Raw genomic sequence first — 12,848 nt, 5'->3', positions numbered from 1 at the left:
CATGAACACACAGCTTCCTCCATCAGGCGCCTGCGGCGCGTCGGGCGGGCCGGATTTCCGGGCCTTGTTCGACGCCGCGCCCGGCCTCTACCTGGTGCTGGACACCGGGCTGCGCATCGTGGCGGTCAACGACGCGTACGCACGCGCCACCATGACGCGCCGCGAAGCCATCGTCGGCAAGAGCCTGTTCGACGTGTTTCCCGACAACCCCGACGACCCCGGCAACGAGGGCGTGCGCAACCTGCGGGCTTCACTGATGCGGGTGCTGCGGACCGGGCAGCCCGACGCGATGCCGGTCCAGCAATACGACATCCGCAAGCCGCCCGAGGAAGGTGGCGGCTTCGAGGTTCGCTACTGGAGCCCGCTGAACACGCCGGTGCTGGACGGCGAGGGCCGGCCCGTCTACGTGATCCACCGTGTCGAGGACATCACCGAATTCGTCCGCCTGCGCGAACAAGGACAGGAGGACGAGCGACAGCGGGGCGCCTTGAGCGAACAGGCCCAGCGGATGGAGGCGGAGGTCTTCACGCGTTCGCGCGAGGTCGCCGAGACCAGTGCGCGGCTCAAGAGCGCGAACGACGAGCTGGGACGGCTGTACGCCCGCACACGCGAGCTCGACGAACTCAAGACCCGCTTTTTCGCCAACGTCAGCCACGAGCTGCGCACCCCGCTGACCTTGATCCTGGGGCCGCTGGCGCAGCTGCGCCAGTCGCCGCAGCTCGACGAGACCGGGCGGCGCCACGTCGACGTGTTGTGGCGCAACGCGCAGCTGCTGCACCGCCAGGTCGATGACCTGCTGGACCTGGCCAAACTCGATGCCGGCCACATGGCGGTGCAGTACACCCGCTTTGACCTGGCCGCGCTGCTGCGCGTGCTGGCCTCGCATTTCGAGACCGTGGCCGAGGACCGGCACATCCGCTACGGCATCCAGGTGCCCGACGCGCTGGTGGTGGAGACCGACCTCGAAAAATGCGAGCGCATCGTCCTCAACCTGCTGTCCAACGCCTTCAAGTTCACGCCGGATGGAGGCCAGATCACCCTGACGCTGACGCAGGAGGGGGGCCGCGCGGTGCTGCGCGTCGCCGACAACGGGCCGGGCGTGCCGAAAGACATGTGGGCCGCCGTTTTCGAGCGTTTCCGGCAGGTGGACGGCGGGACCGAGCGCCGTGCTGGCGGCACCGGCCTGGGGCTGGCCATCGTCCGGGAGTTCGTCACCTTGCTGGCCGGCCATGTGGCCGTGGGGCACGCGCCCATGGGAGGCGCGTGTTTTTCGGTCGCGCTGCCCCTGCTGGCGCCGGCGGGCGCGCCGGTGCTGTCCACCGCGTTGGAGGCCGACGCCAGCCGCCGGCTGCTCGCCGATGGCCGGGTGCCGGTGCAGGGGCCGGTCGCGCCCGAGGCGGTGCCGGTGGCGTCCGACGATGCTCCCCTGGTGCTGGTGGTCGAGGACAACCCGGACATGAACGCCTTCATCGTCGACGCGCTGACCGGCACCTACCGCGTGGCCCGCGCCTTCGATGGTTTGACCGGGTTGCGGCTGGCGCTGAACCTGCTGCCCGATCTCATTGTGTCGGACGTGATGATGCCCGGCATGAGCGGCGACCGCCTGGTGCAGACGCTGCGCCGGCGTGGCGAACTGGACGACACGCCGGTGGTGATGCTCACCGCCAAGGCCGACGACGAACTGCGCGCCCGGCTGCTGCGCTACGGGGTGCAGGACTACATCCACAAGCCATTCTCCGTCGAGGAACTGTTGGCGCGGGTGGCGGGGCTGCTGCGGGAGCGCCTGCGGGTGGGCCGGCGCCTGCGCAGCGTGGAAGAGCGCTTCCGCGCCACTTTCGAACAGGCGGCGGTGGGTATCGCGCACATGACGCCCGAGGGCCGCTGGCTGCGTGTCAACCGCAAGCTGTGCGACATCCTGGGATACGCGCAAGAGGAACTGCTGGAGATTGGCTTCCACGAACTCACGCCGCCGGAGGACCTGCCCTCCGACCTGGCCGAGGCCCGGCGCCTGCTGCGCGGCGAGGCGGCGCACTACCGTGTGGAAAGGCGCCTGCGCCGGCCGGATGGCCGGTCCCTCTGGGTTCAGCTCACCGTGAACCTGGTGCGTGACGAGGCCGGCCACCCAGACTACTTCATCGCGGTGGTGGAGGACATCTCCGCGCGCCACCTGGCGGACGAGCGATTGCGCCAGGCGGCCGCCGTGTTCGAGAGCGCACACGAAGGGGTGATCATCACCGACCTCGACGGCCACATGCTGGCCGTCAACCAGGCGTTCTCAGACATCACCGGCTTCGATCGCGACGAGGCGCTGGGGCAGAACCCGCGCATGCTGCGCTCCGACCGCCACGGGCCGGACTTCTTCCAGCAACTGTGGGCGGCGCTGCGCCAGAACGGGCACTGGCAGGGCGAGATCTGGAACCGGAACAAGAGCGGAGAGGTCTACCCGGGCTGGATGACCATATCGACGGTCTACAACGACCGGCGGGACCCCGTGCAGTACGTGGCCCTGCTGACGGACATCAGCCAGATCCGCCGCGGCGAGGAGCAGATCGCCCGTCTGGCGCACTACGATCCACTGACCGAGCTGCCCAACCGGCTGCTGTTGCAGTCGCGCCTGGAGCACGCGCTGGAGCAGGCCCGGCGGGCCCGGCAACGGGTGGCGGTGCTGTCCATCAACCTCGACCGCTTCCAGAACGTCAACGACAGCCTGGGGCACCAGGTGGGGGACCGTCTGCTGATCGAAGTGGCCCAGCGGCTGCGGCGGCGCGTGCGTGGCGAGGATTCCCTGGGCCGCTTCGGGGGCGACGAGTTCCTGCTGATCTTCGAGCAGGTGGTGCGGCCCGATGCCGTGGCGAACGCGGCCCAGAACATCCTGGACGAACTGCTGACGCTGTTCGAATTGCCCGGTGGCATCGAGCTCTATGTGGGCGCCAGCATAGGCATCAGTCTGTTTCCCGAGGACGGCGACACGGTCGCCGATCTGCTGCGCAACGCCGACGTGGCCATGCACCAGGCCAAGGCCCAGGGGCGCAACCGCTTCTGCTTCTACGCCGCGTCGATGAACGCCCATGCGCGTGCGAACCTGGAGCTTGAGCGCGCGCTGCGGCAGGCGGTGGAGCACAAGGAGTTCCTGCTGCACTACCAACCCAAGGTGGATGGGCACAGCGGCAGGATCTGTGGCGCGGAGGCGCTGATCCGCTGGTTGCGCCAAGACGGCCAGCTGGAGTCGCCGGCGCGCTTCATTCCGCTGGCCGAGGCCACGGGGATGATTGTTCCCATCGGCAACTGGGTCATCCACGAAGTGGCACGCCAGCTGCGTGCCTGGCTCGACGCCGGGCTCGACATCCGCCGCGTCGCACTCAACGTCTCGGCACGCCAGTTCCGCTCGGGCGACCTGGTGACCGTGGTGGCCGATGCGCTGGCGCGCCACCGCTTGCCAGCGGATTGTCTGGAGCTGGAGCTCACCGAAAGCATGCTGATGGACGACCCGGTGCAGACCATCGACATCCTGCGCGACCTCAAGCGACTGGGTGTGCACCTGGCGCTCGACGACTTCGGCACCGGCTATTCGAGCTTCGCCTACCTCAGCCGTTTTCCCATCGACGCCCTCAAGATCGACCAGTCCTTCGTGCGCCACATCGTCACGCAGCGCGAAGCGGCGTTGATCGCCGTGTCCATCATCGACCTCGCCCACAACATGGGACTGCGGGTGGTGGCGGAAGGCATTGAAACCCGCGAACAGCTGGACTACCTGAGCGCCCGGGACTGCGACGAGATGCAGGGCTACCTGTTCTCCCGCCCGGTGGACGCCGCGACCTTCGAGGCCATGGTGCGCGACGGGGTGGTCGGCCCCGCCTAATTGACGGACAAGTTCTAAGCCGACAACGCGCGGGCGCGGATGGCCTCGAAGTCGTCCGGCAAGGGGTGCAGGTCCAGCCGCCGGCCGGCCTTGGCGATCTGGCTGGGAATGTCGTGGCCGATCAGTGCGGGCAGGCGGCGGGCCGCGTCCAGCAGGCGAGGCAGGTCGACGCCGGTGTCGTAGCCCATCAGTTCCAGCGCGTGGATGATCTCCTCGCTGCAGACGTTGCCGGTGGCGCCGGGCGCGTAGGGGCAGCCCCCCAGCCCGCCCAACGACGCGTCGAAGCGGTCGGCGCCGGCGGCGATGGCCGCCAGCACGTTGGGCAGCCCCAGGCCACGCGTGTTGTGGAAGTGCAGGGTCAGCTCGACCCCGGGCCAGCGGGCGCGGAAGGCCTGAGTCAGCGCGAGTACCTGTCCGGGATAGGCCATGCCGGTCGTGTCGCACAGCGTCAGGCCCCGCACCCCCAACTGGTGGACGAGGCGGTCGCACCAATCCATCACCTCGCTGGCCGGCACGTCGCCCTCCATGGGGCAGCCGAAGCTGCAGGACAGCGAGGCGTTGATGGCCACGCCGGCCGCGTGGCCGGCGCGGGCCACCAGGGTCAGCGCGGCAAGCGACTGTTCGCGTGTCATGCGCAGGTTGCACAGGTTGTGGCTTTCGCTGGCGGACATCACGAGGTTGAGCTCATCGGCGCGCGATTCGATGGCGCGCTCGGCACCCCGCACATTGGGCACCAGGGCGCTGTAGACCACGCCCGGCCGGCGCCGGATTTCGCGCATCACGACCTCCGCGTCGCGCAGGGCCGGGATGGCCTTGGGCGAAACGAAGGCGGTGACCTCGATCTTGGACAGCCCGGCGTCGGACAGCGCATCCACCAGGGCGATCTTCTCCTCGGTGGGAACGAACACCGGCTCCACTTGCAGGCCGTCGCGTGTGCCGACCTCCTGCATGTGGATGCGCTGGCCCTGGGCTTGCCAGATCGTGTTCATGCCACCACCTTGTCCTGCCGCAGTTGTTCGATCGCCTGGTGGCCCAGGCCCAGGCCGGCCAGCACGGCATCGGTGTCCTCGCCCAGGCGGGGCGCAGCGCAGCGCACGCCGCCGGGCGTGCCCATCAGCTTGGGCACGATGCCGGGCACCTCGATCTCGTGGCCGTCGCGGGTGGTCTGTTTCAGGATCATGTCACGCGCGCGGTAGTGCGGGTCTTCCACGATGTCCTGGGCGGTATAGACCCGGCCGGCCGGCACCTTGGCCTGGGCCAGGCTCGCCAGCACCTCGGTGACGCTGCGGGTCGCGGTCCAGGTCTCGATGGCCTGGTCCAGCTCCTGCACGCGGCGCACACGACCGGCGTTGTCCGCCAGCCCGGGGTCGTTGCCGAGGTCCTCGCGGCCGATGGTGCCCATCAGGCGGCGGAAGATGCTGTCGCCGTTGCCCGCGATCAGCACCACGCCGTCGTTGCAGCGGTAGGCGTTGGACGGGGCGATACCGGGCAGGGCCGAGCCGGCGGGTTCGCGCACCGCGCCAAAGGCGCTGTACTCGGGCACCAGGCTCTCCATCACATTGAACACCGCCTCGTGCAGGGCCACGTCGATCACCTGGCCCTGCCCGCCGTTGACCTTGCGGTGGTAGAGCGCGGTCAGCACGCCGATGGTGCCGTGCAGGGCGGCCAGTGTGTCGCCGATGGAGATGCCGCAACGCACCGGCACGCGGCCGGGCTCGCCGGTCAGGTGCCGCAGACCGCCCATGGCCTCGCCGATGGCGCCAAAGCCCGGCAGGTCGCGGTAGGGGCCGGTCTGGCCGTAGCCCGAGATGCGCAGCATCACGAGGCCGGGGTTGTCGCGCGACAGGGTGTCGTAGTCCATGCCCCATCCTTCCAGCGTGCCGGGGCGGAAGTTCTCGATCAGCACATCGGCCTGGGCGATCAGCCGCCGGGCGATGTCCTGCCCGGCGCGCTGGCGCAGGTCCAGCGCGATGGATTGCTTGTTGCGCGACTGCACCTGCCACCAGACCGAGGTGCCATCCTGGATCAGGCGCCAGTTGCGCAGCGGGTCGCCCGCGCCGGGGGCTTCGATCTTGATCACCTCGGCGCCGAAGTCGCCCAGGGTCTTGCCGACAAAGGGGCCGGCGATGAGCTGGCCCATCTCGACGACGCGCAGGCCCGCCAGCGCGCCGGGGCTCAAGGGTGGCATGTTCATGGCGGTGGTGTTCTTCAGTCGATGGTGGCGCCCGATTCCTTGACGATGCGGGCCCAGCGGGGCAGGTCGTCACGGACCAGGGTGGCGAATTGTTCCGGGCTGGACTTGAAGGGCTCGCAGCCCAGGCCAGCCAGGCGCTCCTGCACATCGCGCGATTCGAGCGCCTTCGCGATTTCGTTGTTGAGCTGCGTGACCAGGGCCTTGGGCGTGCCGATCGGCGCGAACAGGCCATACCACGGGGTGGCGCCAAAGCCCTTGATGGTTTCGCCAATGGTGGGCGCGTCCGGCAGCGCGGCGACACGCTTGGGGTTCACCACGCCCAGCACCTTGATCTTGCCGCTGCGGATGAAGGCGATGGAGGAGGGCAGGCTCTGCACCGACACCTGCACCTGCCCGGCCACGAGGTCGGTGACGGCGGCCGACGAGCCCTTGTAGGGCACGTGCACCAGGTCGATGCCGGTGGCCTTGCCCAGCATCTCGCCGATCAGGTGGTTGAGCGTGCCGTTGCCGGCCGAGCCGATGTTGATCTTGCCCGGCTGCTGCTTGGCCAGCGCCACCAGCTCGGTCACGTTTCTGGCGGCAAACGCCGGGTTGGCCACCAGCACGTAGCCGGCCGTGGCCACCGGGCCAATCGCCTCGAAGTCCTTGACCGGATCGAAGCCCGTGCTCTTGTACAGCGAGGGGTTGATGACCATGGAGCTGTCGGCGGTGAGCATCAGGGTGTAGCCGTCCGGTTTGGCCTTGGCCGCCATGGCGGTGCCCACATTGCCGCCGGCACCCGTGCGGTTGTCGACGATGAAGGTGTGGCCGGTCTGTTCGCTGAGTTTTTGCGCGATGACACGGGCGATCGCGTCGTTGGCGCCGCCCGCGGCCTGCGGCACGATGATGGTGACGGTGCGGCTGGGGTAGCTGTCCTGGGCCATGGCCTGGGGTTGCAGGGCCAGGGCGGCCAGTGCCAGCGGCAGCTGGACGAGGTGGCGGCGAAGCAGGGTCATGGGTTGTCTCCTCTGGGGGGGGCGCATGCCGTCGGGAACGGCGATGCTGCGCAGTCTAGGCACCGCGTCCGCTCGGCGGAATGACAATCCCGGCAAGCGTGCTTTCGTCGTTCGCGAAAGCTCAGGGGACCAAGGGCTCGGTGCCCGATGTGCTCAGACCGTCAGCACGTTCTCAGGTGGTCCAGCAGCGTGCGGGCCGGTTTGGTCAGGCCGTTGATGTCGCGCATGCCCAGCAGCAGCTGGCGCTCGGTCCAGTCCTCGTCCAGCACCAGCTGGCGCAGGCCCAGGGCGCGCGCCAGCGGTCGCACCGCCTTGGCCGGCAGCACGGCGATGCCCAGGCCCGCGGCCACCATCTGGCACATGGCGTCGAAGCTGCGCACCTGGATGCGGATGCGCAGGGGGATGCCACGCTGGCGACTCTCCAGCTGCAGGCGTTGCGCCAGCGAGGTGGCCTGGGCCAGGCTGACGAAATCAAAGGCCGCGGCCTCGGCCATGGTGGCGCGGCGCCGGCGCGCCAGCGGGTGCCCGGGCGGCACCACCAGCACCAGGTGGTCGCGCCGATAGGCCTGCGTCTGCAGGCCCAGTTCGGGTGTGCGTTCGGCGAAGATGCCCAGATCGGCCCGGCCATCGAGCACGGCCAGCACGATCTCCTGGCTGTCGGCTTCGTTCAGTTCGATGCGTATGCCCGGCTGGCGGGCGCTGAAGGAGGCCAGGTCCGCCGGCAGGAATTGCGTGACGGCCGAGGTGTTGGCCCACAGGCGCACCACGCCAATGAGGCCCTTGGCGTGGTCGGACAGGTCGGCCTGCAGCAGGTCCACATCGGCCAGGATGCGCTGGGCATGGCGGTGCAGGGCCTCGCCCGCGGCCGTGAGCCTGACGCCCCGCGAATGGCGCTCGAGCAGTGGCACGCCGACGGCAGCTTCCAGGTCGGTGATGCGCTTGCTGGCCGCGCCCACGGCCAAGTGCGCCAACTCGGCCCCCCGGCTGATGCTGCCCGAGCGGGCCACCAGGTGGAACAGCGACAACGAGACCAGGTCCAGGCGGTGCAGGTTCATGGCGCGTCCAGGCAACAAAAAAGCGGCCAGGCGGCCGCTTTTGTGCTTGATGGTTGGCGGAGAGGGCGGGAGACAAACTGATGTCCAATGAAGATCATTTTGATTCAGGTTTGTTCATAAAATCAAATAAAAACAACATCTTATGAATCTCTGTTTGTACAGCCTTGTCCAATTTTGATCCACCACATCCGGCTCTAAAGTGTATGTTGTAGTGTGTCTTGAAATCTAGTCGCACTACGTGTATCGTCGCGCCCCTTGACTATAGGGCACGACTAGATGGGCAAGTTGACAGACACGTTTTGCAAGAACACCAAGGTGGCGAAGATGCACCCAGATGGTGATGGCCTCTACCTAAAGGTTCAGGCGTCAGCCAAACACCCGGGTCGCGTCACGAGATCATGGATGTTTCGCTGGGGTGCTGGTGGGAAGAACACCATGGGCCTCGGGTCATACCCCGAAGTCACACTGGCACGAGCACGAGAACTGACGCTGGAGAAGCGTCGGATGATCATTGAAGGGGTAGACCCTCGGGCTGAACGTCAGCAGCGTCAGCTGGAGGCCAAACGTCAGCAAAACACCAAGACGTTTAAGGATCACGCACTTGATTACATTGCTGCCCAGAAGCCCGGGTGGAAGAACCCTAAGCACGTCCAGCAGTGGGGAAACACTCTAGAGACATATGCGCATCCGGTGATCGGCCATCTGACCATCGACCAGATCACCTTGGAGCACGTGAGGCAGATTCTTGACCCCATATGGACCACCAAGAGCGAAACTGCTGAACGCGTCCGGGGCCGCATGGAGCGAATCATCGATGCAGCCATGATCGTTGAAGATCGTCCGGTTGTGAACCACGCGAAACTCAAGGGACGACTGGAACACGTGCTTCCAGCGTCTCAAAAGGCCAAGAGAGTGCAGCACCATCCCGCACTCGAATACACGGCCCTGAAGCCGTTCTACGGGCTTCTGAAGGCTCATGGTGGCATCGCTGCTATGTGCATGAGGTTCACCATCCTGACCGCCTGCAGAACCAACGAATCAATCGCTGCCAGTTGGTCTGAGATAGACCTGAAAAACCGTGTTTGGACGATCCCAAAAACACGTATGAAAAAGGGCAAGGAACACCGGGTGCCACTGTCTGACGACGTGTTTGTGCTGCTGAACCAGTTGAAGGGGTTCGAGCTGAGTACCCAGTGGGTGTTTCCTAGCCCCATGAAACCCGATCAGCATCTGTCCAACATGGCGATGCTCTCTCTGCTCAAGAAGGGGTTGAATCGCCCGGACATCACCGTCCATGGGTTCCGGTCAACATTCAGAGACTGGGCAGGTGAAACAACCAGTCACGAGCGAGAGGTCATTGAGCATGCGCTGGCACACCAGCTTGCCGACGAAACCGAGGCGGCATACCAGCGGGGCGACTACTTCGAGAAGCGAAAGCAGTTGATGGCAGATTGGGGCGCGTTTGCCGTTGGTAGAAGTGAACTGGCGGTGGAAGCTACAAACGCGATGGGCAACTCTCGTTGAGAGGCCACCCTCCACCACTGGTCGGAACCAAGAAACAACATCTTGACTTCAATGCAAGAAAGTAGTTGACAAATAGATTGGACTCAAGTACACTTGAGCCTATTGAGGGATTGTGCGTCTTTGACGCTCTCTTAATTCAGATCACCAGCTTCTGGACGAACTAGCTTCAAGTCCAAAGCTTCTGCGCAATCAACCATGAGTTGATTGGCCGCAAGTAACCAATCTTAGCCAAAGTACCCGTTGATTCTTGAGTCAGCGTGCCTTCTTTCGCCCCTACATCAACCAAACCCCGAAGTCGCTATATATGCCGGAACTATTGAAAGGACATCTATGGCGCGACTTCTTCGTTTACATCAAATCATTGGAGACAAGCAAAAAGGTATTGAAGCACTTATCCCGATTGGGAAGTCATCTTGGTGGGCAGGCGTCAAGTCTGGCCGATTCCCGCAACCGATCAAACTAGGATCGAGGACAACATGTTGGAGAAAATCAGATATCGATGCTCTCATCAGTGGAGCACTCCAGTAATAGGCATTTGCACCCTTTCTAATAGAGCATATTGCATGTGATCTACTAGAAGGGGTGCAATTCAAACGAATACACCCAAGGATAACTATTGGATCGAAAATTCCATGAAACGCTGAGTGAATTTCTTGAATTTGAGAGTTACTCAATTTCAAGCGCTCATGCTCACTCGACAGGCAAGAAGTTCAAGAAGGGATCGCAACTTTCTTGGATCATTTTGCAATCAGCTCCCCTTCGTGGCGAAAGCTTATTAGCAAAAAGCAGTCGTTCCATATCGGAAGCATGATGATGAAACTGTTCTTATCAAGGTAGAACAGTCTTAGCGCAAGCGGCTCACCACGGACGCTGGTGGAGTCTATGCATTGAGTAAGAGAACTCAAAGCTTTAGCACGTGCCGACGTTCTGATCGTCGCCCGATTTTGCTTCATTCTGGCGCGCCTGTTCGCACTTGGCATGTCTTGCCGGTGGATTAGCCATGGGATCAGAGACTGAGGCCTTGATCATTTCCATTTTCAGCTTACCAACAAGATGAGTTGATAGAGTTGAAATTGATTTGGAATAAGTAAATTTGACTATACGTCACCGACTACGCCAAGTTGGTATTTTCATTATGCATAACGTGAAGCTTCCTTTCATGGTGGGTGCTGTTGCACCGCGAAAGAGTTGTCTGATTTTGAGCGATCTTGAATTCAGAGGAAGCATTGGATCGAACCGTTCGGGGGTGTCGATAGATTAACTACATCTATACATTGCTCATCCCTTTGGTTAATAACAATTGTGGTTTATTGAATAAAGGAATGAGTACATGCAGGTAAGCACAGGGATCAAAAATGAAGATGAGTTGAGTTGTTTGCATAGAGTTGATGTACGCAAGGATCAATGGATTCGCGAGTTGACTAGATGGATGGCCCAGCTTGAGAACGATGGATACAAATTGTTCTCTATGAGCTTGACTTACATAAGTCCCAAAGATTCGGATCACAGCCCACAGTTTTTGAGTGAGATATTCAACAACTTGTATTGGCATCAATTGTTGCCAAAGAAGATATTCATGAATAAAAAGTGGCTTAAAAAGCGAAAGGGTGATCAACCAATACTGCTTCTGTTTGTCGAGAGACACCAAGAAAAGGGCATCAAAACGTATAACCCAACGATGGCAGGTGGATTTCAGTATTCGTTCCCTGATAGGCTTCATCATCACGCAATTGTTGCAGTTCGGCAAGAACATGAGTCAGCGATGGGATCTTTGTGTGCCAAAGACTCTCTGCGCGAATTCAGCCCATGGGTGCTTACATCTGACGTGCAGCCTGCTGATTTAGGCTGGATTGAATATGCAGCAAAGGACAAAGATTTGTCATCTGACGACTATGAAATTTATGGACCAGAAGGGTCATCATTCGAACGAACCAAAATTCAAACCTGAAAGAGAGTCATCAAAATCTGGATACAAACGGCGATAGGATTCTTCTCTTTGGTGCAAAAGGAAGAAGACCGACAACACGATCAACTCACAATCAGATCAAGGATTCGGTCTGATCTTGAAGCACTGAAGCTTCTATACCTTCCCGCGATGGGAAGCATCACAGAGTCCACAAGATCAGATTACCAATATCGAGCCAAGGCTTCTCGATCTGATCTTGCCCATGCGATGGTCCATCTGATTGGTTCCATTGGCTACAGCAACTTCAAAAACGAAGTCCAGTCGGTGCAGGGCAAGAACAGAGCAAGTCTCTATGGCCGACTCAGGACCGAGTTGTATCAACTACAGCTGGAACCAGAAGCCTTTGAATGGAATAGCACTGCAGCGATAGACAAGATGGCCGTACCTGACGCAGACAGCTACGGGGTGGTGTTGGTGTCACCAGAGGGGCAAACGTTGCTCAGGCAGGTTTCTGGTGGCTTCGGTGGCTACTGCTGGACCTTTGCCAAGGGGCGACCAGATGGCTACGAGTCGCCTCAACAGACTGCCAGTCGTGAACTTCTGGAAGAGGCCGGCTACCACTGCAAGCTGATTGGCCTTCTGCCCGATCGATACATGGGCACCACAGGCTCGACCATCTTCTTTGTTGGTGTGCCAGTGGGTGATCAGCAGCCCTTTGGAACCGAGACTGAAGAAACGCGGTGGGTTGGCATCCAAGAAGCGCATGGCCTTCTGCAGCTGACAACCGATCCTATTGGCAGAGACAGGGATCAGTCTGTTCTATGCGATCTCTATCGTTGGATGTCGGCCAGACAGGAGCACTAAACATGGAAAAGTATCAACAATTGAACGAAACTCAACTATTTATGAACTCTGAGCTGATTCCCGAGAAGGAAATCACTCTCGTCAATCTTTCTCTGATGTTGGAGCACGCCTGCCTTGCTCATCAGATCGAAGAAGAGGAACGCATCTACTTGAATGAAGATGGCATATTTCCATTTTGGATTCGGATTTTCGACTCAGCTCATATTCTCGCATTCTCGACGTACATCAAAGCGCAAGAAGACAAAACGCAAGACGAACTTTTGAAGTTCTGCAACGAGATCAATCAAAAATTCTTGGTTCCGTCTGCATACTACAGGGATAACCGTATCTGGTGCTTCATGCCGATCTACATGAAAGATCATCTCCAAAAATCGCACCTGCTAAGGTTGATCCGATATTTTGGAGATGGCTGCAGCAAGGTTAAAGTCGCCTTGGCGAGTCATGATTAGGC

10 protein-coding genes are annotated in these 12,848 nt (G+C 61.7%); 6 read left to right on the top strand and 4 right to left on the bottom strand.

Translation table 11 applies throughout. From position 1 onward, the window contains the following. Position 1: 1 nt before the first annotated feature. Entirely contained in the window at positions 2-3,859 is a 3,858-nt protein-coding gene (locus tag AAHB17_RS07085; protein ID WP_342129816.1) for an EAL domain-containing protein, read from the top strand. A gap of 14 nt (positions 3,860-3,873) precedes the next feature. Here the strand turns inward: AAHB17_RS07085 and AAHB17_RS07080 are convergent, their stop codons facing one another. The 4 genes from AAHB17_RS07080 to AAHB17_RS07065 all read right to left on the bottom strand — a co-directional run bounded on the left by AAHB17_RS07080 (position 3,874) and on the right by AAHB17_RS07065 (position 8,103). Next, positions 3,874-4,848, bottom strand: coding sequence for a hydroxymethylglutaryl-CoA lyase (locus AAHB17_RS07080; protein ID WP_342129814.1), 975 nt, complete (start codon positions 4,846-4,848; stop codon positions 3,874-3,876). Further along, complete coding sequence (locus AAHB17_RS07075) at positions 4,845-6,053, bottom strand: CaiB/BaiF CoA transferase family protein (RefSeq protein ID WP_342129812.1); 1,209 nt, start codon at positions 6,051-6,053, stop codon at positions 4,845-4,847. The genes AAHB17_RS07080 and AAHB17_RS07075 overlap by 4 nt, the downstream gene beginning before the upstream one ends. 14 nt (positions 6,054-6,067) lie before the next feature. Continuing rightward, the gene (locus tag AAHB17_RS07070; RefSeq protein WP_342129811.1) at positions 6,068-7,048 is read right to left on the bottom strand and encodes a Bug family tripartite tricarboxylate transporter substrate binding protein; all 981 of its coding nucleotides are present in this window, start codon (positions 7,046-7,048) and stop codon (positions 6,068-6,070) included. Between the two features lie 161 nt (positions 7,049-7,209). Then, a complete protein-coding gene (locus AAHB17_RS07065) occupies positions 7,210-8,103 on the bottom strand; it encodes a LysR family transcriptional regulator (protein ID WP_342129809.1) in 894 nt (297 codons plus the stop codon). 276 nt (positions 8,104-8,379) lie between these two features. Between AAHB17_RS07065 and AAHB17_RS07060 the strand changes: the two genes are divergently transcribed. The 5 genes from AAHB17_RS07060 to AAHB17_RS07040 all read left to right on the top strand — a co-directional run bounded on the left by AAHB17_RS07060 (position 8,380) and on the right by AAHB17_RS07040 (position 12,846). After that, positions 8,380-9,627 carry a tyrosine-type recombinase/integrase gene (locus AAHB17_RS07060; RefSeq protein WP_342129808.1) on the top strand — a complete coding sequence of 416 codons (1,248 nt, stop codon included), beginning with the start codon at positions 8,380-8,382 and terminating at the stop codon, positions 9,625-9,627. Between the two features lie 330 nt (positions 9,628-9,957). Then, the gene (locus AAHB17_RS07055; protein WP_342129807.1) at positions 9,958-10,155 is read left to right on the top strand and encodes a helix-turn-helix transcriptional regulator; all 198 of its coding nucleotides are present in this window, start codon (positions 9,958-9,960) and stop codon (positions 10,153-10,155) included. An 802-nt stretch (positions 10,156-10,957) separates the two neighbouring features. After that, positions 10,958-11,575, top strand: a complete 618-nt coding sequence (locus tag AAHB17_RS07050; RefSeq protein ID WP_342129806.1) for a hypothetical protein — start codon at positions 10,958-10,960, stop codon at positions 11,573-11,575. Between the two features lie 51 nt (positions 11,576-11,626). Further along, complete coding sequence (locus AAHB17_RS07045; RefSeq protein ID WP_342129805.1) at positions 11,627-12,397, top strand: NUDIX hydrolase; 771 nt, start codon at positions 11,627-11,629, stop codon at positions 12,395-12,397. A gap of 2 nt (positions 12,398-12,399) precedes the next feature. Beyond that, the gene (locus AAHB17_RS07040; protein WP_342129804.1) at positions 12,400-12,846 is read left to right on the top strand and encodes a YbjN domain-containing protein; all 447 of its coding nucleotides are present in this window, start codon (positions 12,400-12,402) and stop codon (positions 12,844-12,846) included. The last annotated feature ends 2 nt before the right edge of the window (positions 12,847-12,848 follow it).

The organism is Hydrogenophaga sp. OTU3427, from assembly GCF_038440225.1.
Lineage (GTDB): Bacteria > Pseudomonadota > Gammaproteobacteria > Burkholderiales > Burkholderiaceae_C > Hydrogenophaga.
Note: the sequence above shows the minus strand (reverse complement) of the source record. Positions and strands in the feature narration are given on the sequence as shown.

Coding starts and splice junctions, on each gene's coding strand:
- AAHB17_RS07085 (WP_342129816.1), top strand. CDS start 2: ATGAACACACAGCTTCCTCCATCAGGCGCCTGCGGCGCGTCGGGCGGG.
- AAHB17_RS07080 (WP_342129814.1), bottom strand. CDS start 4,848: ATGAACACGATCTGGCAAGCCCAGGGCCAGCGCATCCACATGCAGGAG.
- AAHB17_RS07075 (WP_342129812.1), bottom strand. CDS start 6,053: ATGAACATGCCACCCTTGAGCCCCGGCGCGCTGGCGGGCCTGCGCGTC.
- AAHB17_RS07070 (WP_342129811.1), bottom strand. CDS start 7,048: ATGACCCTGCTTCGCCGCCACCTCGTCCAGCTGCCGCTGGCACTGGCC.
- AAHB17_RS07065 (WP_342129809.1), bottom strand. CDS start 8,103: ATGAACCTGCACCGCCTGGACCTGGTCTCGTTGTCGCTGTTCCACCTG.
- AAHB17_RS07060 (WP_342129808.1), top strand. CDS start 8,380: ATGGGCAAGTTGACAGACACGTTTTGCAAGAACACCAAGGTGGCGAAG.
- AAHB17_RS07055 (WP_342129807.1), top strand. CDS start 9,958: ATGGCGCGACTTCTTCGTTTACATCAAATCATTGGAGACAAGCAAAAA.
- AAHB17_RS07050 (WP_342129806.1), top strand. CDS start 10,958: ATGCAGGTAAGCACAGGGATCAAAAATGAAGATGAGTTGAGTTGTTTG.
- AAHB17_RS07040 (WP_342129804.1), top strand. CDS start 12,400: ATGGAAAAGTATCAACAATTGAACGAAACTCAACTATTTATGAACTCT.